The 24,390-nt window shown below is 60.0% G+C and carries 16 protein-coding genes and 3 pseudogenes; 14 read left to right on the top strand and 5 right to left on the bottom strand.

What is annotated here, in order from left to right; genetic code table 11:
• Positions 1 to 151: 151 nt before the first annotated feature.
• Complete coding sequence (locus tag M0746_RS11210; RefSeq protein ID WP_258449216.1) at positions 152 to 1,192, bottom strand: Ldh family oxidoreductase; 1,041 nt, start codon at positions 1,190 to 1,192, stop codon at positions 152 to 154.
• 313 nt (positions 1,193 to 1,505) lie between these two features.
• On the opposite strand from M0746_RS11210, the gene M0746_RS11205 reads away from it, so the two are divergent.
• The gene (locus M0746_RS11205) at positions 1,506 to 6,287 is read left to right on the top strand and encodes a dermonecrotic toxin domain-containing protein (protein WP_258449215.1); all 4,782 of its coding nucleotides are present in this window, start codon (positions 1,506 to 1,508) and stop codon (positions 6,285 to 6,287) included.
• A 59-nt stretch (positions 6,288 to 6,346) separates the two neighbouring features.
• Here M0746_RS11205 and M0746_RS11200 read toward each other — a convergent pair whose 3' ends face one another.
• On the bottom strand, positions 6,347 to 6,616 hold the full coding sequence (locus M0746_RS11200; RefSeq protein ID WP_208937399.1) for a PepSY domain-containing protein: 270 nt from the start codon (positions 6,614 to 6,616) through the stop codon (positions 6,347 to 6,349).
• Between the two features lie 152 nt (positions 6,617 to 6,768).
• Between M0746_RS11200 and M0746_RS11195 the strand changes: the two genes are divergently transcribed.
• Complete coding sequence (locus M0746_RS11195; protein WP_258449214.1) at positions 6,769 to 7,770, top strand: FecR family protein; 1,002 nt, start codon at positions 6,769 to 6,771, stop codon at positions 7,768 to 7,770.
• A 57-nt stretch (positions 7,771 to 7,827) separates the two neighbouring features.
• On the opposite strand, the gene pvdQ is transcribed toward M0746_RS11195, so the two are convergent.
• Positions 7,828 to 10,173 carry a bifunctional acylase PvdQ gene (pvdQ, locus tag M0746_RS11190; RefSeq protein WP_258449213.1) on the bottom strand — a complete coding sequence of 782 codons (2,346 nt, stop codon included), beginning with the start codon at positions 10,171 to 10,173 and terminating at the stop codon, positions 7,828 to 7,830.
• A gap of 830 nt (positions 10,174 to 11,003) precedes the next feature.
• Here pvdQ and M0746_RS11185 point away from each other — a divergent pair.
• Positions 11,004 to 11,380 (top strand): annotated as a pseudogene (locus M0746_RS11185) (fe2+ zn2+ uptake regulation protein).
• 18 nt (positions 11,381 to 11,398) lie between these two features.
• Here the strand turns inward: M0746_RS11185 and M0746_RS11180 are convergent.
• Positions 11,399 to 11,587 carry a hypothetical protein gene (locus tag M0746_RS11180; protein ID WP_208937395.1) on the bottom strand — a complete coding sequence of 63 codons (189 nt, stop codon included), beginning with the start codon at positions 11,585 to 11,587 and terminating at the stop codon, positions 11,399 to 11,401.
• Between the two features lie 533 nt (positions 11,588 to 12,120).
• On the opposite strand from M0746_RS11180, the gene M0746_RS11175 reads away from it, so the two are divergent.
• Genes M0746_RS11175 through M0746_RS29205 form a run of 6 tightly spaced genes read left to right on the top strand, consistent with a single transcriptional unit; the run spans position 12,121 to position 19,182 of the window.
• Entirely contained in the window at positions 12,121 to 13,368 is a 1,248-nt protein-coding gene (locus M0746_RS11175; RefSeq protein WP_258449212.1) for an MFS transporter, read from the top strand.
• Positions 13,369 to 13,380: 12 nt separating this feature from the next.
• The gene (locus M0746_RS11170; RefSeq protein ID WP_258449211.1) at positions 13,381 to 14,511 is read left to right on the top strand and encodes a LuxE/PaaK family acyltransferase; all 1,131 of its coding nucleotides are present in this window, start codon (positions 13,381 to 13,383) and stop codon (positions 14,509 to 14,511) included.
• A 1-nt stretch (position 14,512) separates the two neighbouring features.
• Positions 14,513 to 16,915: an acyl-CoA reductase gene (locus M0746_RS11165; protein WP_258449210.1), complete on the top strand. Its 2,403-nt coding sequence runs from the start codon at positions 14,513 to 14,515 to the stop codon at positions 16,913 to 16,915.
• Between the two features lie 40 nt (positions 16,916 to 16,955).
• Positions 16,956 to 18,257 carry an AMP-binding protein gene (locus tag M0746_RS11160; RefSeq protein WP_258449209.1) on the top strand — a complete coding sequence of 434 codons (1,302 nt, stop codon included), beginning with the start codon at positions 16,956 to 16,958 and terminating at the stop codon, positions 18,255 to 18,257.
• Positions 18,245 to 18,880, top strand: a complete 636-nt coding sequence (locus M0746_RS11155) for a GNAT family N-acetyltransferase (protein WP_342454866.1) — start codon at positions 18,245 to 18,247, stop codon at positions 18,878 to 18,880. The genes M0746_RS11160 and M0746_RS11155 overlap by 13 nt, the downstream gene beginning before the upstream one ends.
• Positions 18,844 to 19,182 carry a hypothetical protein gene (locus tag M0746_RS29205; protein WP_342454986.1) on the top strand — a complete coding sequence of 113 codons (339 nt, stop codon included), beginning with the start codon at positions 18,844 to 18,846 and terminating at the stop codon, positions 19,180 to 19,182. The genes M0746_RS11155 and M0746_RS29205 overlap by 37 nt, the downstream gene beginning before the upstream one ends.
• 44 nt (positions 19,183 to 19,226) lie before the next feature.
• Here M0746_RS29205 and M0746_RS11150 read toward each other — a convergent pair whose 3' ends face one another.
• Positions 19,227 to 19,754: a hypothetical protein gene (locus M0746_RS11150; RefSeq protein ID WP_208937389.1), complete on the bottom strand. Its 528-nt coding sequence runs from the start codon at positions 19,752 to 19,754 to the stop codon at positions 19,227 to 19,229.
• Positions 19,755 to 20,134: 380 nt separating this feature from the next.
• On the opposite strand from M0746_RS11150, the pseudogene M0746_RS29445 reads away from it, so the two are divergent.
• From M0746_RS29445 to M0746_RS11130, 5 genes and pseudogenes are all read left to right on the top strand, one after another.
• Positions 20,135 to 21,265, top strand: a pseudogene (locus M0746_RS29445) (HAMP domain-containing protein); the annotation flags it as partial.
• 333 nt (positions 21,266 to 21,598) lie between these two features.
• A pseudogene (locus M0746_RS29440) lies at positions 21,599 to 22,126 on the top strand (methyl-accepting chemotaxis protein); the annotation flags it as partial.
• A gap of 239 nt (positions 22,127 to 22,365) precedes the next feature.
• A complete protein-coding gene (locus tag M0746_RS11140) occupies positions 22,366 to 22,812 on the top strand; it encodes a DUF411 domain-containing protein (protein ID WP_258449207.1) in 447 nt (148 codons plus the stop codon).
• On the top strand, positions 22,812 to 23,246 hold the full coding sequence (locus M0746_RS11135; protein ID WP_258451470.1) for a YqaA family protein: 435 nt from the start codon (positions 22,812 to 22,814) through the stop codon (positions 23,244 to 23,246). Before M0746_RS11140 ends, M0746_RS11135 begins: the two co-directional genes overlap by 1 nt.
• An 87-nt stretch (positions 23,247 to 23,333) precedes the next feature.
• Positions 23,334 to 24,377 carry an alpha/beta fold hydrolase gene (locus M0746_RS11130; protein ID WP_258449206.1) on the top strand — a complete coding sequence of 348 codons (1,044 nt, stop codon included), beginning with the start codon at positions 23,334 to 23,336 and terminating at the stop codon, positions 24,375 to 24,377.
• The last annotated feature ends 13 nt before the right edge of the window (positions 24,378 to 24,390 follow it).

Here is a 24,390-nt window from a genome sequence, read left to right as displayed (position 1 = left end):
GCCCTCTCCCCTTGGAGAGGGAGCCGATCTTTGGGCTTTTCAAATTGTGTGTACAACTCGGTATTGCATGTTGGCGTACGTCTTCCAATCACCGCGGTCAGTCCCCTCTCCCTCCGGGAGAGGGCTAGGGTGAGGGGCTTTTGATCCTGGCTTACTCTCCGGCCAATTCCCGCAATTGCTCCAGCGTCTGGGCATCCAGCGCAATACCTTCGGCGAGGGAGCGGCTGCGCTGCCAGTGGCGGCGGTCGCCCGGCAGGCGTTTGAGGCCGACGCTGTGCATCTGGCGGACCAGTTCGCCGCTGCGTTCGGCGAAGCTTTGGCCGGCGGCTTTGCTGGGGTCGATGACGATGAGCAACTGGCCGGTCCACGGGGTTTTCGCGCCGGGGTGGTTGGACCAGTCGAATTCGAAGGAGAAGTTGCCGCCAGTCAGTGCCGCTGCCAGCAGTTCGACCATCATCGACAGTGCCGAGCCTTTGTGGCCGCCGAATGGCAGGAGCGCGCCGCCTTCGAGGATGGCCTTGGGGTCCTGGGTCGGTTGGCCGAGGCTGTCGACGCCCGTGCCGGCCGGCAGGCGTTCGCCTTTGCGGGCGGCGATTTGCACGTCGCCGTGGGCGATGGCGCTGGTGGCCAGGTCGAAGACGATGGGGGCGGCGCCGGCGCGTGGGGCGGCGAAGGCGATCGGGTTGGTGCCGAACAGTGGACGGTCGGCGCCGTGGGGCACGACGCAAGTCATGCTGTTGACCACGCTGAGCGACACCAGCCCTTCATCGGCGAAGGGCTCGACATCCGGCCACAACGCGGCGAAGTGGTGCGAGTTACGGATTGCCAATACGGCGATCCCGGCGTGGCGGGCCTTTTCCACCAGCAACGGGCGCGCCGCTGCCAATGCGGGCTGGGCGAAACCGTTGCCGGCGTCAACGCGAACGAACCCGGCGGCGACGTCTTCAACTTCGGGCACGGCGTGGCCATTGACCCAGCCGCTTTTCAGCGTCGACACGTATCCGGGAATCCTGAACACGCCATGACTGTGCGCGCCGTCGCGCTCGGCCGCTGCACAGTTGGCGGCGAGCACCCGGGCGACGTCAACGGAGGTGCCGTGGCGCAAAAAAATCGTTTCAAGCAATTGCGTCAGCGCTTCGAGCGACAACGACGACGAGACAGCGGAAGACACATGATCGTGTGGCGCAGACATCTGAAGCTCCAGAATGATTATTGGAGGGAACAACAGCGTACGGACGACTTGCCCAGCGATTAACCATGGCGCAGCGGTCGGCTGTCAACCCTTGGCTGATTCAGCGATGACGCGCGCACGTGCGTGGCAGGTTTCAACGCGGTGGGTGCGGTAACCCTGTACCGCCAATGCGTCGAGTGGCGGACTTATCGTGAGGTCCCTGCCCACGGCTTCCGCTTGGAGCTCTGACGATGTCCAGCACCACCGCCCCCTGCTTTTTCCCGACATTCTGCAATCCACCGGTCTGCATGCCGAGCTTGGCAAAACGCACGGCTTGAACAGCAAAGACTTCGATTGGCTTGCCCATGTGCAGTTGGCGACACACGCCCTGCGCAAGGAACAGACGCCCCCGATGCTCGCTGAACGCATTCTGCTCAACGCCGACAAGCAATTGGCCGTCCCCCTGGCCGGGAGCTTTATCCTGAGCGCCGGTCCGGATGACGGCGGCGTGTTTCTCTATACGCCTTATGACGGCCTGAAAAAATACAGCGATGAAGACGCGCTGTCCGAGGCCTTGCAAACGCGGCTCGACGAGGCAGATGAACACGATGATCTGCTGGCCTTCATCAGCGTGTCTCTGCGCAAGGAGTTGGTGGAGAAACGCGATATCACCTTTACTCGCGAAACCATCGACGGCGACATTTTCATCGACCAGCAATCCGCAATCGACGACGCCCGCAATACTTGCATTCGCGATGTGCTCGATGAACTCAAACGCCTGCCATCCCTGACGACGCTGCTGGACAAGATTCTCGCCGAGCTGCTGGCCTCGCATTTTGCCGGGCTGCAACAGGCGCAGACCCGCGTCAGCCTGTTTTCCTCAAGCGTCGCCACTGCCGGCAATCGCCGCCAGCGGACACATTCACTGTCGTTGAGTGAAGCGCTGCTGGTGCATTTTCGCCGTCAGGGCTGGCCGCGTGGTCAGTCAGCCGAATTCTCGCACCCCGCCCGCGCCAGTGACGAGAACGACCAGAAAGCCTGGGCAGACGCGCTCAAATCCGCGTCGGGAAAGCTGACCATGCTGCTGTTTCGACACCTGGAGGCTTACTGGAATGCGCCCTCCTTCGAAGGCTCGCCAAGACGCGCATTCTTGCGCCAGACGCTCAAAGACCTCGCACGAGCTGACCTGATCATCAAGCGCGAAACAAACATCCTCGAACCCAAAGAGTTCGATGCCTTGCACAGTGTGATCCGTGAGTCGGACACCGCTGTGCGTCGACCCACTTTCGAAACGGTGTGTTTGCGCAGGGAAACGGCCTCGGTCGAATTGGCCGGTTCATTGATGATCAACCACGACAAGGCCTACCTCTATACGCCCACCCAAGGCCTGCAAGTGCTTGGCGATTACGCCGACCTCAAACAAACGTTGACCGCCAAGCTCGACGCCAGCGGTCATGAAGACGAGCTATACGGCCTCATGAGTCTTGAAGAACGTGACCGCTATCTGGGTTTCGTCGACCCTCAGGTATCTGGCGAACACATCGGCGGCGATATCATCGCGACGCTGTTCGAAGCGATCCTGACCAAGCAACGCCAGAACGTCGAATTCGCCCTGCTGTGTTTTCGCCAGAGCGAATCCTCCACCGACATTCATGCGCTGTTCGACAAAGCGCTGGATATCCGCTCGATGCTTCATGAGCGCCTGCTCAAGCTGGACGTGAATGAGCGCTGGAGCACCCGCCCGCTGTTTTCCAGCACACCGCCTGCTTCGGTGGTGCAGGCTGACAAGGCGGCGCAACTGGCATTGAAACTCGAACGCGAGAAGGAAAACCTCAGCAGCAATTTCCGCGATCAGCCAAGCGACACCACCGAACAAGGGCGCTTTCTGCGAGGCATTCTGTGGAAACTGGCGAAGGCGTTCGAAGACGGTGTTCGCGCCGAGGCTCATATCAACCAGCTCAGCGGCATGTGGCTGGCATCTGAGCGCGCCATCGTCGACACGGTGTTCGACGCCCGACACCCGAACCGAACGGAGCGCCAATCGCTCAACGGTTTCCGTCCCGATGCCTGGTCGCTCACCCTTACCGGGTCCGACCAGACCACCATGGCACTCGCCCACTGCGTATTGTTGACCGAACGCGGCGGTCTGGATATTGCGCATTCCGGGCGCGCGATCCTATGGACGCCGGCGATCGGCCTGGAGACATTCGACGATATCGCCCTGGCGCAAAAAAACCTGCAGGACCGCCTCGACGACAAAAACCAGTGCCAGTCGCTGCTGGAAAACCTGCCAATCGCCCAGCAGAAGCTGGACGAAACCTGCACGCTCGGCAGCTTCCAGTTGATTGACGGCAGTGTGGCAAGCGATCGCATGCGCTCGGCCATTGAGCACTTCCTTGACCATTGCCAGACATTGCGCCGGTGCATCACCGACAAGGACACGCTCGAACGTTTCCTCGATCAGATGAAACATACGCTGATCAATACCAACCTCGATCGAGCCATCGAATTGGCCGAGGCTCTGGCCCGTCAACTGGACTATCCCGATTGGTTACAGATGGCTCCGGTCGCAGAGCAGCGCATGCACATTGCTTTGCTCGATCAGCTGCGTTGCAGTTTTATCGATGGCAAGGACTTTCTTGACGAGGTGCCGGCCTTGTCCACGCACATCGAACAAACGCTCAAGACCTTGCTTGACGCCAGATTTCCCGACAACGGGCTCAAGCCCGAGGATATTCAGATCACGCCAAACCTCAGCCTGGCCGGCCCCGCCTGCCATCTGCTCGATTTCGCCTTGCGCCATTACAACGTCGGCCAAGGGACCGGGTTCAAGGTCGCTTCGCTCAGCGCCACACCGTTACCGGCGAAGTTCGATCAGTCGGCCGTCGAGCAACTGCTGCAATCGCTGGACATCACCACCACCTACACACGCAAGGTCAGCGACGCACTGACCGCTGACACAGCGTCGGCGCGCGCCAGTAAAGAACGCTTTCTGCGCCAGTTACCCTGGCAGTTGATGCAGCACGCACATTCGCTAAAACTGCAGCAACAATTGTCCGAGGCGGGCTACGACTTGATCTGTCAGGTTCTGGACATGCCCGACGCAATCGCACGTGCCACCGTGGCGCAGGCGCACGCCATCGTCGGCCCGTTGTCCTTGATCAAGACCCCAGGGGCTGACGCCATTGACACACTCGGCCTGTATGTCATCGGACCCGGTGCCGGACAGACAGGCCCACAGGTGCTCTACGCGCCCTACTCACGCTTCGTCTTTCGTGAGTTTGAAGATCAGGCGCAGTTGATCGAAGCGCTGAACTCGCCTGGGTATTTTCAGGATCTGCTGATCCGCCGCTTGCCGTCCGGACAACAAGCGGTGTTCACCCACCTGCTGCAGACCACTCTCGGCACAACCAGCGAGATCACCCTGCAGAGCAAGCCCATCGGCGGCAATCTGCTGGAGCGGCTGCACAAGGACACCCTCAGCCTGCTGTCACGATTGCTCGGTTGCCAGGCGAAAATCGATGCGCAATCCGATTGGGAAACCGCGAAATTCCTGTTCAGCCACGGTGTGCAACTGGTCCCTCATTTGTTGCCGGGCAAGCTCGCCTCATTGTTTTTTCTGTGGCAAAGCTACATTGACTTCAAGGACTCCGCCGAAGACTTGCAGCAGCACCATTGGTCAAACGCGTTAAAGAGTTTTATCAGCGGGGCGATTTCCCTGTTCAGTCTCGGCCAGCTGTCATGGGAAACCGAGGCGGAGGAATCTACCGCAGAGTTTGCCGCCGCGTCCGTGACACCGACGCCGCAGACCTCCAGTAAAACGACGGTCACCGCCGCGCCCCGCTGGAATAAAGTCCCTGCCGTGACACCTTCCCGGATTCATTTGCAGTCGTTTGAAACCAGCACCGCGCTGGAAGACCTCTCCCTTGAAGCCAACAAACTGGTGTACCGGAACGCTGCCGGCACGCAGAAATACGCGGCGATCGCCGGCAAGGTCTACCCGGTCAATCAATCCGGAACAACCTGGTACTTGCACCACAAGGAAGACGGGCAAGGACCGGAGCTCGAGCAAAAGAACGACAGACTGGTCTTTGCTCCTGCCGGCAAGCCCGTCCATCGCTGCCGATCGATACAACGCAACCGCGAGCAAGCCGAAGTCGAACGCAGCCGCGCCTATATGATGTATATCCAGGCCAAGGGAATGGCGAAAATCAGCAAGCGCTATCCCGCTCGCGCGTTCGTCATACAGCAAGCGGTCGTGCGCGCACGCACCTACGCGCTCAATTGCCTGCATAACTACGTGATTCATCGCAACCATCTGCATGGCACACGGCTGGAGCGCGTGTTCAAGGATGTTTTTCAGGTCTCGCAGGTGACGCCAGCCCTGCTGAAAAAAATCGAAGGGGTGATTATTCCGGTTTGCCAGGAGTTGACCGATCCCAAAGATGACCTGCTCTACACCGAGCGTTTTTTTGCCGGCCTGAATGCACGGTTCGGCGACAACACGGTTGCCTTCGTTTTCAACGAGGATAAACGCAAGATCATTCACCTGACCGAACTGTTCTTCAATCCGGACATGGATGCTTACACGGCTTTCCTGCCTGCGCGGTTCAACGTAGATTCGCACGCTCGCGCGGTCACATTGATCCATGAGCTGTCGCACTTGCTGTTCAAAGCCGAGGACTTCGGTTCGGTGGAAGCAATTGCGCCATTTCCAGATTTGATCAATACAAGCACGGCGGCAGGACAGCTGCGCAAAGACAGCGTGGAGCGCTACCGAAACAGCTTTTCCCGTTCCACGGCGTCCGCACAGCTGTTTCTGGATATGGACGCCAATGGCAATTGGGTCGACCTCGACAAGATACCCAAGCAAGTCAAGACCCTGGACAGACTCCTTGCACTGACCAAGACCAAAAACCTCGCTGATGCGCGCAAAGCCTTTCGCAGTAGAGTTTCTGAGGATGCAAGAGTTGAGGTCATGTTGGCCAACGCCGACTCGATCGCCTTGCTGATCAGCGAAATGGGACGACAACTGGACCCGTTACCGACGCCGATCCCGTTACCCGCACCAACGTCAAGCCAGTCCGGCGTGCTGCCGCTGGCGCCAGAGGCGTAAAAAAGCGCAGGCTTCAAGGCCTGCGCTGTTTTTCAAGCATCGAGTCGCATCGACGAAGGTCAGTCTTTCTGATCGCGCAACACATTGCCCGACGCGCCGTCGATGCGGAACTCGTAGACAACTCCATCGGCCTTGCGCCCTTCACCTTCCCAGTACCCGTCATTGTCGGCGCCGATCTCGTAGACTTCGACGTAGCCTGCTTTGGTCTTGGCGATCTCGAGGGCCTTTTCAATGGTAATCCACCCCGCACCCGGTTTATCAGCCAGTGCTGCACCCGTGCTGAGCAAGGCGGCCGAGGCAATCAATGCGGCAAATGTCTGTTTGATCATTTTTTCACTCCATTTATGGATAGTGGTCATTGGCGTCCTGTTTTTTGGGTGCCTGAGCGAAAAATAAGTTCCACTTTGATGGGTAAATGCCATGACGGCAGTTCTCGGCCACTTCCCCACAAGGTTAGAATGTGCGAAATCAGGACGAGTCCATGACCCAAGACACCCTCTCGGAAGCCGAATACGATGCGATCACCGATGCCGCCGCGCATTGGTGCATGCGCGTGCACGCCGCCGATTGCACGGCCGACGAGCGGCGCGCCTTCCAGCAATGGCACGACGCGCACCCGCTGCATGCGTTCGAGTACGAAGCCATGCTGGAAATCTGGGACGTGGCCGCAGACCTGCCGCGCACGGCACCGGCGCCGGTCATGCCTGCGGCACACTCTTCACGCCCCTGGCGCCAATGGGCGATAGCCGCAGGTGTCTGTGCCCTCGCGTTGCCGCTGGCGGCGTATTCGGGCTGGAATCTGGGCTGGCTGCCCAACAGCTATCAGCATTTTTCCGCTACTGGGGAGATCCGCCAGGTCACACTAAGTGATGGCAGCCAGTTGGAACTGAACCTGAACACCGACCTGACCTTCAGTAACTACAAAAATGAGCGGCGCGTTACCCTCAAACAGGGCGAGGCGTTCTTTTCGGTCAGCCACGATGCATCGCACCCGTTTGTAGTGCGCGCAGGCGAAGGCGAGATTCGCGTCACCGGTACGCGCTTCAATGTCTGGATGTATCAGGATCAGGTGCGCGTGAACCTCGTCGAAGGTTCGGTGCTGGTGACCAGCAATCGCGCATTGCCGGGTGACGGCTTGCGCCTCGGCCCATCGATGCAGGCGCGTTACCAGCACGGCGACTACATGCCGCAGATCAGCCAGACCTACGCCAGCGACACTTCGCTGACCTGGCGCGACGGCAAACTGGTACTGGATAACCTCGCATTGAGCGAAGCATTGCCCCTGATCAACCGCTATCTGAGCAAACCCCTGGAGCTGGCGGACACGCGAACCGGCTCGATGCGCGTGGGTGGCATCTACAACATCAAAGCGCTGAACAACCTGCCCGACAGCCTGCCCAAAGTGCTGCCCGTCTACCTGACGCGCAACAAGCAAGGCAACCCGGTGATCAACTCGATTCCACAACAACCGCCCAAAAGCTGAAAAGGCCGTATCCCTTGCGGAATACGGCCTCCATTTGCCGCGCTGTTACGCTCGGGTTTACTGGGCCGCCACCTTCCCCGTCTGGTCCAGCGCCTCGCGAACAGTCTGCACCTGATAGTGTGGGTCAGCCTGAATCTGCTGTTCAGTGAACGGCAATGCACTCCATTGTTTCTTCGAAAACGCCTCAGTCTGATCCCGCGAGTACTTCGAGGCCGGATCGCTCGACAACGAGAACGCCAACAGCCCTTGAGCGTGCGGCCCCTTGTCATCGAAGCTCACCACTTGCAGATAGCTGGTGCCGCTGACCACTTCGAGTTTGCCGTCTTCACGGGGCACGCTCTGAATCGCGTTGTAGATGCCCAGCGTACCCGGCCCGCCATGTATCGGCGTCTGCCACCCACCGCTGCTGACCACCTGGATGTCCCCCCAGCGCGTGTGCGACGTCAGGCCCATTTTCCGGCTCGACTCCAGCGACGCCAGCATCGCCTCGCGCAGTGCCTTGGCCACCGCCGGCTGCTCGACCGCCAGACCGCGCGGCGTATGTTGCGCATCCTGCGGATCGAAGCCGATACGCCACACACCCGGCTCAGACTGCAAGGCCTGCATGATGTTCTGGAAATGGACCAGACCCACACCTGCCTCCAGGTTCGCCCGGCCGTCCCAGGCCTTGAGGCTGGCACACACCGGTTTCAGCGCCTTTGCATCGGCGCCGAGGTCAGCGCCACAGAACTTCAGCAGATCCGGCATCACCTGTGTTGCCAGATACACCTGATCATCCATCACCATCTGCTGCAGATCCTTGACCGCCAGCGGGCCTTTTTTGCTCAGCGTGCCCAGGCGATCGAGGGCGAAACGCGAACGCAAGCCCAACGGTTGACCGTCCTGACTGATCAGCGGCGAAAAACCGCTGAGCGGTTGTGCCGGGTTGGCCAGCCACGCCGAGTCGTTGGAATGCTGAACGAAGTCCTTGCGCAGCAGTTGCGGCAACTGGCTCGCTGCATAAATCCCCTTCTGCGCAGCGTTCGGATCGATGTCCCAGGCGCAGGCGCTGTTCGAGCCGTCGAGCACGATCATTTGCGTGCCGACTCGGGGATCGCTGCACCTGGCCAGTTTCTCGGCGTTGACGTTGGGCACCACCGACAGATTCATGTACAGCGTCTGGCCCTTGTCATCGACAGCCAGGGTATTGACCCACGGGATGCCCTGAATCGTGTGCACCGAATCCTGCAACTGTTGCAGCGTGGTCGCCTGATTCATGGCGTACCATTGTTTCAGCACGCGATCGTTATCGAGGTTGGCGTCGCGCAGGCTATAGGCGTACTGATGGTCCCAATCGAGCTTGCCCGGCCACTGCACAATCGGCCCGAACTGCGAGCTGTACACGTCCTTGCTGACGGGCACTACCTGACCGTCAGCCTGCCTGACCTGCACGGTCACGGTCTGCTTGTCCATCGGCACTGACCGGCCGTCGAGCAGGTAACGCGTCGAATCTTTCGGGTCGAGTTGCAGGCGGTACAGCGTGAAATGTTTCGACGAATCGACCGTGTGCGTCCAGGCCAGATGCTGGTTGAAACCAATATTGATGATCGGCAGCCCCGGCAGCGCCGCGCCCATGACGTCGAGTTTGCCGGGAATGGTCAGGTGCATCTGATAAAACCGCATGCCGCCGACCCACGGAAAATGCGGGTTGGCCAACAGCATGCCGCGCCCGTTGAACGAGCGTTCACTGCCCACGGCCACGGCGTTGCTGCCGCGGTCAAGGGCAAAACGTTGCTGACGGGCATCGGCCAGACGGTAAGCCTGCGCATCTTGACGGATCGCCGCTGTCGCTTGCGGCGCCGTGGCGCCGGCCAACGCTTCGGCAAACTGCCCGACCCCGCCCTCGACCAGCAACCGCCGGGTGAGCTTGACCAGATCCTGCGCCGCGATATCCCGCACCCACTCACCCTGACATTGCTGCGGCAAACCCTGCTGGCGGCGTTCGGCCAGGTAGCGGTTGTAGCCTGCGGCATAACCTTCAACCAGATCTCGCACCGGCAGCGGTTGCGCCTGCCAGAACCTGTCAACCGCCTGCGGCGTATTCAACCAGGTGAAAAACACGTCGCTGACACGGTTCTCGCGCTGCTCGACCGTGAACTGATCCGGCCCGAAAAACCGCGAACGCTGGCCATTGACCGTAACGATCTCATTGGCCAGCAGACACAGATTGTCCTGCGCATACGCATAACCAATGCCGAACCCGAGCCCACGCTCGTCCTGCGCACGAATATGCGGCACACCAAAAGCGGTCCGGCGAATATCGGCACTGGCCCCGCCGGCCGGACTCAACGCATGGGCTGAACAGCTCAAGCCCAGCCACACGCCAGCCAAAGCCAGCCCGGTCAACTGTCTGGAAATAATCACGCTCGCTCCTGATCGACATGCCAAAGAGCGGATCGAGCATCAACACACTCAAAAGACCCACCCTGCAAATACCCACGCGTCCACGCGCAATGAGCCTGTCGAAGAAACGAAACAGGAGGAGAAAATTTACCGATAAAAATCAAAAGCCCCTCACCCTAGCCCTCTCCCAAAGGGAGAGGGGACTGACCGCAGTGGTTGGGCGAGGTACGTCACCGGAGATACCGAGTCGAATGCAAATTTTGAACGGCCCAAAAATCGGCTCCCTCTCCCTCGGGAGAGGGCTGGGGTGAGGGGCAGCCACACCACCAATCCCCAGCCACCCCCGCTTCTAACCACTCAACAATGAGCGTTAGCTCGAGTGCCCTTGATCTTGATCTTGCCTAACCAGCGACATCGGAAGGCTGAGCGCAGGGACCGATCCGGGCGTGGGAGCGCAGCGACCGTACGACGCAGTCGTACACAGCGGAAGGAGGTGCAGCGCAGCAAACCGTAGCCGCTGCGCCCGGATCAATCCCGGAGCGAAGGAACCCGAGCCTGCGAGGGCCGAACGCAGGAGCAAAGCCTTTTGGTTCCTTTTTGGCGTCTGAAAAAGGGACTCGCCGTAAGGGCGAAACCGCCAGCAGCAGCACCCGAAGCAACGGATATTCACCCAAAACAACCAAAGCACGGTCGGCCCAGAAGCCGCCACGCCCCCCAAAAATCACAAGAAAAAAACATCGGGCCAACAAATTTTCCACATCTTTTCTTTCATGATTCGCCAAGCTCATACGTCTAGTTCTGAGAGAGCAAAAAAACCCATTCCCGATCAGGCCCTGAAAAGGAGTAAGCGCATGTACAACTCGCAACTACCAACGGACGGTAGCCAGGCCCCCCAAGGAATTTCCATGAGCCCACACGCGAGCGATCTCGGCCAACGCGGCGAGCGACACGGCAACGAACGCATCCGCTTGTTGCTCAAGAGTTTCGGTCTGCGCACCAGCCTGATCCGCCTGAAAGTCATCGACGCCCTGCTGGTCGCAGCCCAAAGCGAGCGACGTCTGGGTGTGCGCGGTGTCCATAGCCACTTGCTGGATCTGGATATTCCGCTGTCCTTTCTCAGTGTGCGCGAAGTGCTCAAACGCTTGTGTGCCGAAGGCGTGATCACCTTCAATGAAGACAAAGCTACAGCCTGCATCCACAGGCTGCGGCCGTTCTCAATCACTCTTGAAGCCGGCGACCATCGCCGTCAAGGCTTGACCTTGCGGCGCATCACGCCATTGATCACCACGACGATCACCGCCACGCCAATGGCGACGAACTGAAAGGTTTTCTCGGTGATCATCCCGGCGTTTTGCAGCCACGACAGGCCCAGCATGATCGCCAGGACCGACAAGGCGATCAGAATCGAATAAATCAAGCGTTGTTTCTGGGTCATTGCGGCTTCCTGTAACTCTGATATGTATCCGGTTTGTATCCAATTGCATGCCATGCACCTACCGTGTTTGCGGAATGCGCCGCAGCAAACGGAGTCCCATGTTACAGCCGCGCAGGAGTTTTGGCTTGCTGGCGGCGTAACCCTGAGGATTTTTCAAATGCTGCGTCGCATCACCTGGTTGATTCCCGTTCTGGCCCTGCTAACGCTCAGTGGCTGCATCATTTTTCCCCACGGGCATGGCAATCATCACCGTTATTACCAAGGAGGCCCTGGTTATTACCAACATCGTTAGAACAGGATTGCTGCCCCCTCCACACTCTCGAAAAACTGACCGAGGCTGAACCTCACTGGCCCGCCTCATTCTCAACAAAGCCCGCCCATTGCGGGCTTTGCTGTTTCTGTTAAGCAAAATCAACAGCGCATTAAACAAGTTGCAAGCATTTGAAATTTCATGTGGCAGCAAAGCAATAGGTTGCGCGAGTCCCCGCAACTTAGTCTTTGGCAACTTCTTCGATTAACCAACAGGGACGTTTATGCAGCGAACGCTTATATCCATAAGGCCGCGACAGGTGCTTGGCTTCTGCCTGGCAATCAGTGCCTTTGAACTACTGACGTACATGGCCAGCGATCTGATCATGCCGGCGATGCTCAGCGTGACAACAGATTTGCAGGCGGATGCGCGCCATGTTCCCCATGCGTTCAACCTCTATCTGCTCGGCGGTGTCTGCTTGCAATGGCTGATCGGGCCGCTATCGGATCAATGGGGGCGACGACGCCTTCTGCTGATCGGCTGCGCCCTGTTCGCGGCAGCCTGCGCGGCGGCATTTCTCAGCCAGAGCATTGCCGCGTTCAATCTGCTGCGGCTATTGCAAGGCATGGGCATCGGGTTTGTTGTCGCGGTCAGTTACCCAGCGCTTCAGGAAGTCTTCTGCGAGGCCGATGCGGTGCGATTGATGGCTCTGCTGGGCAATATCGCCCTGCTGTCACCGTTGCTCGGGCCGCTGCTGGGCGTCGTGCTACTGCAATGGCTGTCATGGCGCGAACTGTTTCTGGTTCTGGGTTTAGCTGCATCACTGGTCTGGCTGGGGTTGTTCCTCTGGATGCCCGAAACAATCGGTGTCACCCGTCGCGACGGCCATCGACAAGTGCCGATTCGCTTTTCCTGGCGGCAGACCTGCCAGCGCTATTGCGCACTGCTGGGTAATCGGCATTTTCTCGCCGCAAGCCTGGCGCTGGGACTGATGAGTCTGCCGTTGATTGCCTGGATCGGCTTGGCCCCGCTGCTGCTGATACACCTGCTGGGACTGACGCCTGTGCAATATGCCCTGTGGCAGATCCCGATCTTCAGTGCGGTGATCGTCGGCAACCTGATTCTTGATCGTCTACTGCCCACCTGCTCACTGCCACGGCTCGTCTGCCTGGCGCTCTGGCCGTTTTGCGGCGGCCTTCTGGCGTTGATTGGCTGGGCCCTGTCCGGCGCCGGACTCGCGACCGTGGTCGCCAGTCTGTCGGTGTACGCAGTGGGGCTGGGCATGAGCAATGCGGCGCTGTATCGGCTGGCGTTGTTTGCCAGCGATGACAGCAAAGGCCTGGTGTCGGCGTCAGTCGGCATGTTGTCCATTGCGGTGATGGGCCTCGGCGGCGGGCGGATTGCAACTGTCGGCGGTGGCGCACGCCTTGAACTCTTTGCGCTCTGCGCCGCCTTCAGCGGATTGATGTGCCTGCCTCTGTTGCAAGTCTTGTTGACAAGCCGCGCCCCCGCCTCAGCTACTGATCAATAAAGGAATATTGAAATGATTACGTTACCCGCCTGCGATGCGCTTTGCGCGTTGCCACAGCCCTATCGCCAGGATTGCGTGCCTGCCGGTCTGTTCGATCGCGCCATGAGCGAACTCAGTCGTTTTCACTGCCAGCACACACCGGGCTACGAAAACTGGCTGAAAGCCAACCACCTTGATGTCAAGGACCTCGACGATCTCGATGACTGGTCGCGACTGCCGCCCATTCTCGCCAACTTCTTCAAGCAACAGTTGCTGCTAAGCCCATCCGCAGAAAACGCCCTGGAGCTGACTTCGTCCGGCACCAGCGGGCAAAAAAGCCGTATGCGCTACGACCCGCGCAGCCTGTCACGCGCGCAATGGATGGTCGAGCGGATTTTCAACCACTACGGTTGGCATTCCGCCGATACGCCCTGCAATTATCTGCTGCTCAGTTACGAGCCGCATGGCGTCATCACGCTGGGAACATCGTTCACCGACCAGTTCCTCTGCCGCTTCGCGCCCGTCAATCGGCTGACCTATGCGTTACGCAGCAACGGCCAAGGCCATCAGTTCGACCTGTTCGGGGTCATCGCGGCTCTGCAGGCGTTCGCTGAAGAAGGTCTGCCCGTGCGGATTTTCGGTTTTCCGGCGTTTCTCTGGCAGGTTCTGCAACACATGCAGACGACCGGGATGCCCGCACTGAAATTGCCGGAGCAGTCACTGGTGTTTTTCGGCGGTGGCTGGAAAACCCGCGCCAGTGAGGAAATCCCGAAACTGCAACTGTACACGCGCATCAGCGAACAGCTGGGTATCGAAACGTCACGCTGTCGAGACGGTTACGGCGCGGTCGAGCACGCGGTGCCTTACATCGAGTGCGCACATCACCATTTCCATGTTCCGGTTTACGCCAAAGCCATCGTGCGCAAACCGGAGGATTTTTCCGTTCAGCCTTACGGTCAGCAAGGACTGCTGGGATTCGTGTCGCCCTACATTTCCTCAAGTCCGGCGCACGCGGTGGTGATGAGTGATCTGGCGACCTTGCACCCCGGGTCGAGCTGCAGCTGTGGCCTGACCAGCGACTGGTTCGAACTGCATGGCCGCGCAAGTACTACCGCCGGCAGAAGTTGCGCCATGGCGGCATCCGAACTGTTGGGGAGGCACTGACATGTACCTGATCAACGGACAACTCACAGCCGACTGCGATCTGAACGATGCCCTCGAGCGTTTGCACCAGCGCTTGCCGCAACAGCTGCGCACCCCGCTGGAGAGCACAACCGTGCTCGCCGCGGTCGCACAGTTCGCACGGCAATTACATAGCGCTACGCCAGCGCTGCCACTCGATGATGAACAGCGCTTGGCACTGATTGATTTCTGTCGGCCTGAAGCACTGCAACACAAGCTTGGCCGCGAACTGGGCGAACAGCCCGAGTCGCTGCGACGCATTGACTATCGGCAAGCGCATTTCGAACGCTGGTGCCCTTTGGGCCTGGTGGTTCACGTCACGCCGGCCAATGCACCACTGCTGGCCTGTTGCGCGATCATCGAAAGCCTGCTGGCCGGCAACATCAACTGGCTGCGGCCGAGCAGCAGCGATCAAGGTCTGACGGCAACCGTGCTGCACGCCCTTGTGCACAGCGACGCGAGCGGGCAGTTGCGAGATTATGTGGCGGTGCTGCCGGTCGCAACGGCGCAGATCGGTCAGTTGTGCCAATGGGCCAATGGCGTATCGGCCTGGGGCGGCGAAACTGCGCTGCGGGCCATCCGCGAGCAACTGCCGCCCGGTTGTCGCTGGATCGACTGGGGCCATCGCATCAGTTTCGCCTACCTGACGCCGGACGCCGCTTCACCACAGACCCTCGATGCGCTGGTCGATGAGGTGTGTCGACTGGACCAGCAGGCTTGCTCCAGTCCGCAATGGCTGCTGGTCGACAGCGATGACCCGGCCGTGCTCGAAGCAATCGGCACAGACCTTGCCGAGGCGTTCGAGCGCCGCGCCGAACGCTGGCCGGCGCTATTGCCGACGATTCAGGAAGCCAGTGAAATCAGCACCCAGGCAATGATGGCGCGGCTGAGCCAAAGCTTTTCTGCAGCGATCGGTCGCGTTTGGAGCGCGCCGGGATGGCGAGTGATCTGGACTCATGATCAGGCGCTTGCGCCCTCCCCGCTGTTTCGCACCTTGCGCCTCAACCCCCTGCCGCGTCAGCAGTTGAGCGAGCATCTGTTGCCATGGCGCAACGTCTTGCAGAGCTGCGCACTGATCTGCGATGAAACGCAGCTCGGCGAGCTGGCGCGCGAGCTGATTGCCGCAGGGGTCAGTCGAATTGCGCCGATCGATGCGATTCATGACGGTTATGCAGGCGAGCCCCACGACGGTGTCTACGCACTGCAACGCCTCAGTCGGCGTGTGTCGGTCAGCGTCATGCCGACGCATCTCCCCCGCCAGATGAATCTCGATCCGGCCCCGCACACCCTCGCCCTGGCGGGTTTGCCAATCACTGATAAAAACACCTTCCTCGCAACGCCGCCGGGCGCTGCTGCGCAACTGTTTTTCCGCTCCGGCGGCAGCAGCGGCACCCCGGCGCTGTCGGGCTTCAGTTACCGCGACTTTCATCAGCAGATGCGCGCGACGGCCGACGGTCTGTTTGCGGCAGGTCTCGATCCGCGCCACGACAAGGTCATGAACCTGTTCTTCAGTGGCGGTCTGTACGGTGGTTTCTTCAGTTTCGCCAAGGTGCTCGAATTGCTGGGCGCCAGCCACCTGCCCATGGGGGCGCCAGCGGACGATGACTACAGCGACATTGCGCAGGTGATCATCGAACAGAACGTCACTGTGCTGATCGGCATGCCCAGCACGGTGCATCGACTGTTTCTCAACGAAGAACAGCGCCTGCGCGGGTATGGCGCGATCGAAAAAGTCTTCCTCGGCGGTGAGCACGTCAGTGAGCAATGCCGTGAACTGTTGCAGGCTTGTGGCGTGACCTGCATTCGCTCGGCGGTCTACGGCAGCGTCGATGCCGGCCCCTTCGGGCATGCCTGCGCGGCGACCGGCGACGGCGTGTTCCATCTGATGGAGGCGATCCAGCAACTGGAAATCGTTGCGCTGGACGCCGACGTGCCGGTGATCGGCGATGAGGTCGGCCGTTTGCTGTTTACCTCCAAAGCACGCGAGGGACAGCGCGTGCAGCGTTATGAGGTCGGAGATACCGGTCGCTGGCTGCCCGGCAACTGCGCGTGCGGCCTGGGCTCGCCGCGCTTCGAACTGCTGCAACGGCACGGCCGCCTGCTGCGCATCGGCACGGATTTCATTTGCCTGGAAGAGCTCGCCCGGCACTTGCAGGCGCCGTTTCAATTGCACCTCGATCAAGCCGCTGACGGCCTGGAACGCTTGCTGATACGCAGCCCGCGCGAACCGGCTGACGTCCACGAGCGACTGCAACACTACGCCACGCTGCACACCCTGCAGCGTACCGGGCTGCTCACGGTGACGGCGCAACGCTGCGCCCCAGAGCAGTTTCGCCGAAATAACCACAGCGGAAAGACCCCGCTGCTGATCGACGCGCGCCGCTAGCGGTCGCGATCATCATGGCCTGAATAATAAAGAGACCTGAATGAACACAACACCTGAACTCGACCCGTTGCTGGCGTTTGCCCGCGAACGGTCAGCGTATTACGCCGCGCACTGGCAACACGTTACAGAGCAAAACACCCGGTTCGATCAATTGCCCGTCGTCGATCCTCAACAATATTGGCACGCCAGCCAGTCTCTTGAAGACTGGCCGGTGCTGACCTCGGCGGTCGAACGCGCCCTGGTATTCAAAACGGGAGGCAGCACCGGCGCCGGTAAGCTTTCCGTTTATACCCGCGAAGAATGGCAGGCGCTGGTCCGCGATTTCGGCAGCCAGCTCGGCCAACAGCTCAATCGGGGCGATCGGCTGGCCAACCTGTTCTTCGTCGGCGATCTGTATGCCAGTTTCGTTTTTATCCACGACGCGTTGGCGCATGAAAGCGCGGGCGTCATCGAGTACCCCTTCACCGGCGATGTCGATCCTGCGGTCCTCGTTGGTGCGATCCGTCAGTATCGAATCAACGTACTGGCCGGTGTCCCTGCGCAATTGTTGACGTTCGCCAGTGAACTTGAGCGCCAGGCGCAACAGCTCGCTGAGGTAGAGACCGTACTTTACGGCGGCGAAAGCCTGTTCGCCGGGCAAGTGCAACGGCTGCAAGGGGTATTCCCCAACGCGCGGATTGCATCCATCGGCTACGCCAGTGTCGACGCCGGATTCATCGGCGCCTCGACCCGCGACTGCGCCCTGGGCGAACACCGCATGCTGCCAGGCCACAGCCTGCTGGAAATTGTCGATGAGCACACCGGTGAAGTCATCGATGAGTGTGAGCGCATCGGGCGGCTGGTCGTGACCAACCTCACCCGTCGGCTGATGCCGCTGATTCGTTACCCGGTCGGCGACCTTGCCTGCTGGCGCGAACCGGCCACGGCCGCAATGCGCAAGTTTGCCTTGATGGGCCGCAGTGGCAGCAGCCAGCGTGTCCGTGTCGGCAGTCTGACCTTGTTGATTGACGACATTGAGCGGATGGTCCAGCGCACCACCGGCAGCGAAGACTGGCAACTGAGTATCAGCCAATCGGCGAGTGTCGATGTTGTGAGCCTCAAGTGGCTGGCGGATGTGCGAATGTCAGCAACCGCACAAGCCAGCGCAGCATTGCACAGCGAACTCATCGACCAGTATCCGCTGATCACGCAACTGGGCGCAGAGGGATTGTTTGAAGTGCAGGTCATCTGCTGCACCGCCGAGCAACTCGCGCGCCATCCGCGTTCCGGCAAGCATCAACGGGTCGTTGATCTGCGTGTTTATGACCAAACCCGACCGGAGCAACGCCCATGGACAACGTGACGTTACGCAGCTATCGCCGCAGCGACGCGGGTGCCGTCAGCCGGCTGTTTCGCGAAATCTATGGTGACCACTACGTTCAGCCGCACGTGTATCTGCCGTTGATGATCAACCAGAACCACGGCGACGGTCGCTGGCACTCGCTGCTGGCGCACTCGGACAAAAAACTGCTCGGGCATGCCAGTTTGTGTCGAAACACCGGTTCGCCCACGGCGGAACTGGCGTTAAGCGTGGTACACCCGTCCGGACGCGGGCAGAACATCGCCACGCAGTTGGGCGGACGTCTGTTGATCCATGCACAGGCACTGGGTTGCCAGGGCGTGACCATCAAACAGGTGACACAACATCCCTACACGCAACGGATGGCCGAGCGCCTCGGTTTTTGCAGTACCGGACTATTACTGGATTACGTGCCTTCACCGTTCGGCGAGCCCCTGCCGGAGTCGGTCGTGGTCGGCTTTGCCGCCATCGATGGCTATTGTCGTCCGCTGCCGGTTCTACCGTGGCCACACAGCTGTCGCGACTTCATGGAGCGCTTGTGCGCAATTTACGGGACGCAGGACAAAGAGCCGCCGTGGGTTGGCCCCCCATGCATATCGAGCATTATTCCGGGCGTTACGACGTGATTCTGAAAAAGCTTGATGGCAGCCTGCTGAAACAACTGCGTCAGCTGCCCCGGCAATGGATGATTTCGATCAGGCTCAGGCTCGCCAGCGGTTTTGCCGGCGCCACCGAAAGCCTCGCGGCGCTGGGTTTCATTTTCACCGGGATTGCCCCTAATGAACGCTGTGCAGGATGGCTGGCACTGTTTCACCGGGGCTACCGCGCGCGAACGCTTGAGCTGCATTGCCCGCACATCCAGCGTTTGCATGACCACGCTCAACAGCACATCGCTCCGCGCGCTACGCAGGCGACGTCAGCGCTTTAAGCACACTGCCCGCTCGAACATGAGCGGGCGACCACTGCCGGCTTTCACGCCTTGGCCTTGACACCCTGGTCGACCGGTTTGGCAACGTTGCCTTCGCCGTAGGTCTTGAGGTTCTGCAAGACGTAAATGGCTTTCTTGAACTCAGGAATCAGGTTTTTGCCGTAGGCGTTGCCATTCAGGCCATTGGTCTGGATGGCATCGAGCTGGGTGGCAAAATATTCCAGCGCGTTGAATTTGGCATCGACATCTTTGGTCACGCCGAAACGATCAAACTTGTCGCCTGCGTTCATCAGGGTGAAGGAAGTGATTTCCGAGATCAGCCCGCGGCTACGCAGCATTTCACTCAGATTGCCCATTTGTTTGACCGAAACATTCGCTGGATCGAAGCCTTTGATCGCCTTGCGCAATCCTTGCTTGTCCATTTCGGCGGTATTGATCGCGTTGGGATCGTTGCCGACCAGCGTGAGCATCTGCTGCACTTTGACGCTCTGGGCCACCTGTTTCTTGGCGCCAGTGTCGCGCACCATCACCCCCGCCTTGCTTTCCCAGCCGCCGACAATACCGATTGTCATGAAATGTCTCCCTGCGAAATGACCATGAAATGTCCGTTTTGAATACTTTCAGTGGGCGCGAGTATCGGCGGGCGAACTGATGGCACCAACCTCTTTCTGCACTTTTTTACAATTCTCGTACATTCACGATACAAAAGCCAAACAACCCGCAGGGCGCGTGCCAGAGCTGTCATCGCATTGTCACGTCCAGACGATTTTCGAACTGAGGCGGGTACTGGTTCGGCGCAATGTATCCCGCCTGATACCGACCGGACATCGGCGTTGCGATTATTAGCACGCAAGTACCTCAAGCTTCGCCGGAGAACGACGATACGCTTTCAATACCCTCACTGTCGCAACCCTGCCCCCTAACAAGAATCGCTGCTCAAGGACCGGTCTCCATGCCCGCATTCCGCACCATTCAGGCTCGCTATACGCTGTTTCTGGTTCTGTTCATCCTGCTGCTATCGGTATTGACGGTGGTCGGCATCAGCCAACTGGTCGCTCCCAAACTGCGGGAAACCGAAGAACAGGTCGTGCTCAACCGCATCGCTGAAGTCGCCGAGCAGATTCAGGGCGAGTTGAACAAGGTGCAGGCGCAACAGCGCAGCATCACCCAGACCATTCCATTGCTCGACAGCGCCGCCATCGATGCCGTGCTGCCGGGGCTGGTCGATCAGTACGGCGAGTTGAAGGTGTTTGGCGGCGGGATCTGGCCACTGCCGGGCCAGCGTGAAGCCGGGCGCAACAAGTTCAGCACATTCTGGCACCGCGATGCCTCGGGCAAACTTGCCGTCAACACGTTCTGGAACAGCGACGCCGCCCCCAACTACTACGACCAGAGCTGGCACAAGGGCGGCATGGCCACACCCCGCGGCCAGTGCGCCTGGGCGGCAGCCTATAAAGACGATGCCAGCGCCGAGCCACGCACCAACTGCGCCATGGCGATTCAGAAAAACGGCAGCGCCTGGGGCGTGTCGACCATTGACGTGACCCTGGGTTTCTTCAACGATCTGGTGGCGCGCAAGGAAAAAGACCTCAACGCCGAAATGCTGATTGTTGAAGCCGACGGCAAGATCATCAGCAACAGTTCGCGCATCAGCGGTCCGATCGTGCTGAAGAACATCAGTGAATTGGCTGCGACCTCGACCTTCGCCGCTCAGGTTAAAGCGGGTCTGCAGAACCGCGACCAGGCGCAGCGCAGCGAATTCGATAACAACGGTGAAGACAGCACGTTCTTCATGCGCCCGATTGAGGGCACGCCGTGGTTCCTCGCCACCGCCCTGCCGACGAAAATGCTCACCGCCCAGCGTGACGACGTCCTCAGCACCTTGAGCATGCTGCAGATTCCGCTGGTCATCCTGCTGGTGTTGTTGCAGGTCTACGCGATTCGCCAGTTGGTGCAGCGCATGAAAGCCTTGAAAGCCAACATCGACTTGCTCTCCAGCGGCGATGCCGACCTGACTCGCCGCATCACCATTCGCGCCGAGGACGAACTCGGTGCCATTGGCCATTCGGTCAACACGTTTATCGCCTACCTGCAAAACATGATCAGCGAAGTGACCCAGGCCACCGGCGCCATGGCTTCCAGCCTCGACGACTTGCAGCGTACTTCGGCGCACACCGGCCAAATCCTGCTGCGCCACGCCTCGGAAACCGATCAGACCGTCACCGCCATTACCGAAATGAGTTCCACCGCCGAAAGCGTGGCACAGAATGCTGCCGAAACGGCCGCCTTCACTCAACGCGCCAACGAGAACGCCGATCGCTCGCGTGTGGTGGTCGGCGAAGCCACCAACAGCGTCGTTGCGCTGATCGACGAAGTGGCGAGTGCCACGCACAAGGTTGAAAACATGCAGCAGGACGCCCAGCGCATCACCGAAATTCTCGGCGTGATCGGCGCGATTGCCGGGCAGACCAACCTGCTCGCACTCAACGCCGCCATCGAAGCCGCACGCGCCGGTGAACAGGGTCGCGGTTTTGCCGTAGTAGCCGACGAGGTCCGCGCCCTCGCCGCCCGCACCCAGGCCAGCACCTCGGAAATCAATGAGATGCTTACCCGCCTGACTCAAGGCGTGAGCTCGTCGGTCAGTGCCATGGAAAACACTCAGGCCAGCTGTCAGTCCGCCGCTGACGCCACGGCACGGGTCAACTCGGGGCTGGACGAAATGGCCAGTTCGGTCAGCCATATCAACAGCCTCAGCACCCAGATCGCCACCGCGGCCGAGCAGCAAAGTGCCGTCACCGAAGAGATCAACCGCAGCATGGTGCAGATCCGCCACATGGTCGATGAACTGGTGCAGAGCGGCCAGACCAGCGAACTCAACACTCGCCAGTTGCTGGAAGCCAACAGCCGGGTCAGCGCGATCATGGGGCGGTTCAAGGTGCGCTGAATCATGCACCCACGGGGATTCAGAGATTGCACGAATCCCTGTGGGAGCGAGCCTGCTCGCGAAAGCGATCTGTCAGTCACTCCATCATTGTCTGGATAATTGCATTCGCGAGCAGGCTCGCTCCCACAAGGGCCTGCCTGTGTGTTTTGCAACAACCAGAAACACTGCGTTGATGCTGAACAGCGAAAACCGGGCAAAATGCGTTCTCTTCTGACCGCCACCCGAGCCGAGAATCCGTCATGCGAACCCACCTGCGTCTACTCGCCCTCAGCGCCCTGTTCCTGTCCTCTCTCGCCCAGGCCGCCGACCTGATCCCGATTGAAGTCCATCGCGACGCCAACTGCGGTTGCTGCAAAAAGTGGATCAGCCACCTCGAAGCCAACGGTTTCAAGGTCGACGATCACGTCGAAAGCGACATGAGCAGCTTCAAGCAACAGCACGGCGTGCCACCCCGTCTGGCCTCGTGCCACACGGCAATCATCAATGGCAAGTTCGTCGAAGGCCACGTCCCGGCCGAACAGGTACTGGCCTTGAGCAAGCGCGACGACCTGCTTGGCGTGGCCGCACCGGGCATGCCGATGGGCTCGCCGGGCATGGAAATGGACGGCATGAGCGACGCCTGGCAAGTGATCGGCCTGAAAAAGAACGGCGCTGATGTCGTCGTGGCGGATTACCCGGCGCATTGATCGGGGCTGCTTACGCCGGACTGTTCCTGGCGGCGTTCGGTGCCGCGACCTTGCTGCCACTGCAGTCGGAAGCGCTGCTGGTCGGTCTTATCGTCAGCGAGCGTTACTGGTTGTGGGGGTTGTTGGCCGTGGCGACGCTGGGCAACGTCCTTGGTTCGCTGGTCAACTGGTGGCTGGGCCGCGGGCTTGAACGTTTTCAGGACCGGCGCTGGTTTCCGGTCAGTCCGCAGCACATGGCCAAAGCTCAACAGCACTACCAGCGCTTCGGTCACTGGTCTCTGCTGTTCAGTTGGCTACCGGTCATTGGGGATCCGTTGACGCTTATCGCCGGGGTCATGCGAGAACCGCTCGGGCGCTTTCTGCTGATCGTAACCCTGGCCAAAGGCGCCCGTTACGGCGTGCTGGCCATGCTGACTCTGGGCTGGCTTGGTTGAACCATCGGCCACGATCATTGCCTGTTTTTAACGTCGCCATAATCCGGCCGTTCGAGCATCGGCCCATTTCAAACGGAGTTTGACCCTATGCCTGTCTCGTTTCCTCGCTGGCTTCCCGGCCTGCTTCTGTGCACTGCTCTGCCCATGTCCGTGCAGGCTGCCACGCCAGCCGCCGCCGAAGGCCCGGCTTACGGCCCCGAGCTGCAAGGCTTCGATTACCCTTACACACTTAAACACTTCGCCTTTGAATCCCAGGGCAAATCGCTGCAGATGGGCTACATGGACGTCGCCGCCAACGGCAAGGCCAATGGCCGCACCGTGGTGCTGATGCATGGCAAGAATTTCTGTGCGGCGACCTGGGACAGTTCGATCAAGGCGTTGAGCGAAGCCGGTTACCGAGTGATTGCGCCGGATCAGATCGGCTTCTGCACCTCCAGCAAACCCGATAACTACCAATACACCTTCCAGCAACTGGCGACCAACACGCAGCAGTTGCTCAAAGCGCTGGGTATCCAGAAAGCCACGCTGCTGGGCCACTCCACCGGCGGCATGCTCGCCACCCGTTATGCCTTGCAGTATCCCGAGCAGGTTGAACAACTGGCCATGGTCAACCCGATCGGCCTGGAAGACTGGAAAGCCCTCGGTGTGCCGTATCGCACTGTCGATCAGTGGTATCAGCGCGAACTGAAAGTCAGCGCCCAGGGCATTCGCGAATATGAACGCACCACCTATTACGACGGCCGCTGGAAGCCGGAATTCGACCGTTGGGTCGACATGCTCGCCGGGTTGAGCAAAGGCCCGGGCAAGACTCAGGTCGCGTGGAACTCGGCGCTGATCTACGACATGATCTTCACCCAGCCGGTGTATTACGAGTTCAAGGACCTGAAGATGCCGACGCTGTTGCTGATCGGCACCTCCGACACCACCGCGATCGGCAAGGACATCGCCCCGCCGGAAGTCAAAGCGAAGATCGGCCACTACGACGTGCTCGGCAAGCAAGTCGCCAAACTGATCCCGCAATCGACGCTGGTCGAATTTCCCGGCATGGGCCATGCCCCGCAAATGGAAGAACCGGCGCAGTTCCACAAGGCCCTGCTCAGCTGGCTGAATACATCCAATCCCGTTCGTTGATGAGGTAAGGCTG

Source organism: Pseudomonas sp. S11P7 (assembly GCF_023195435.1).
In the GTDB taxonomy this organism is placed as follows: domain Bacteria; phylum Pseudomonadota; class Gammaproteobacteria; order Pseudomonadales; family Pseudomonadaceae; genus Aquipseudomonas; species Aquipseudomonas fluorescens_G.
This window is presented reverse-complemented; position numbering and strand designations above follow the sequence as displayed.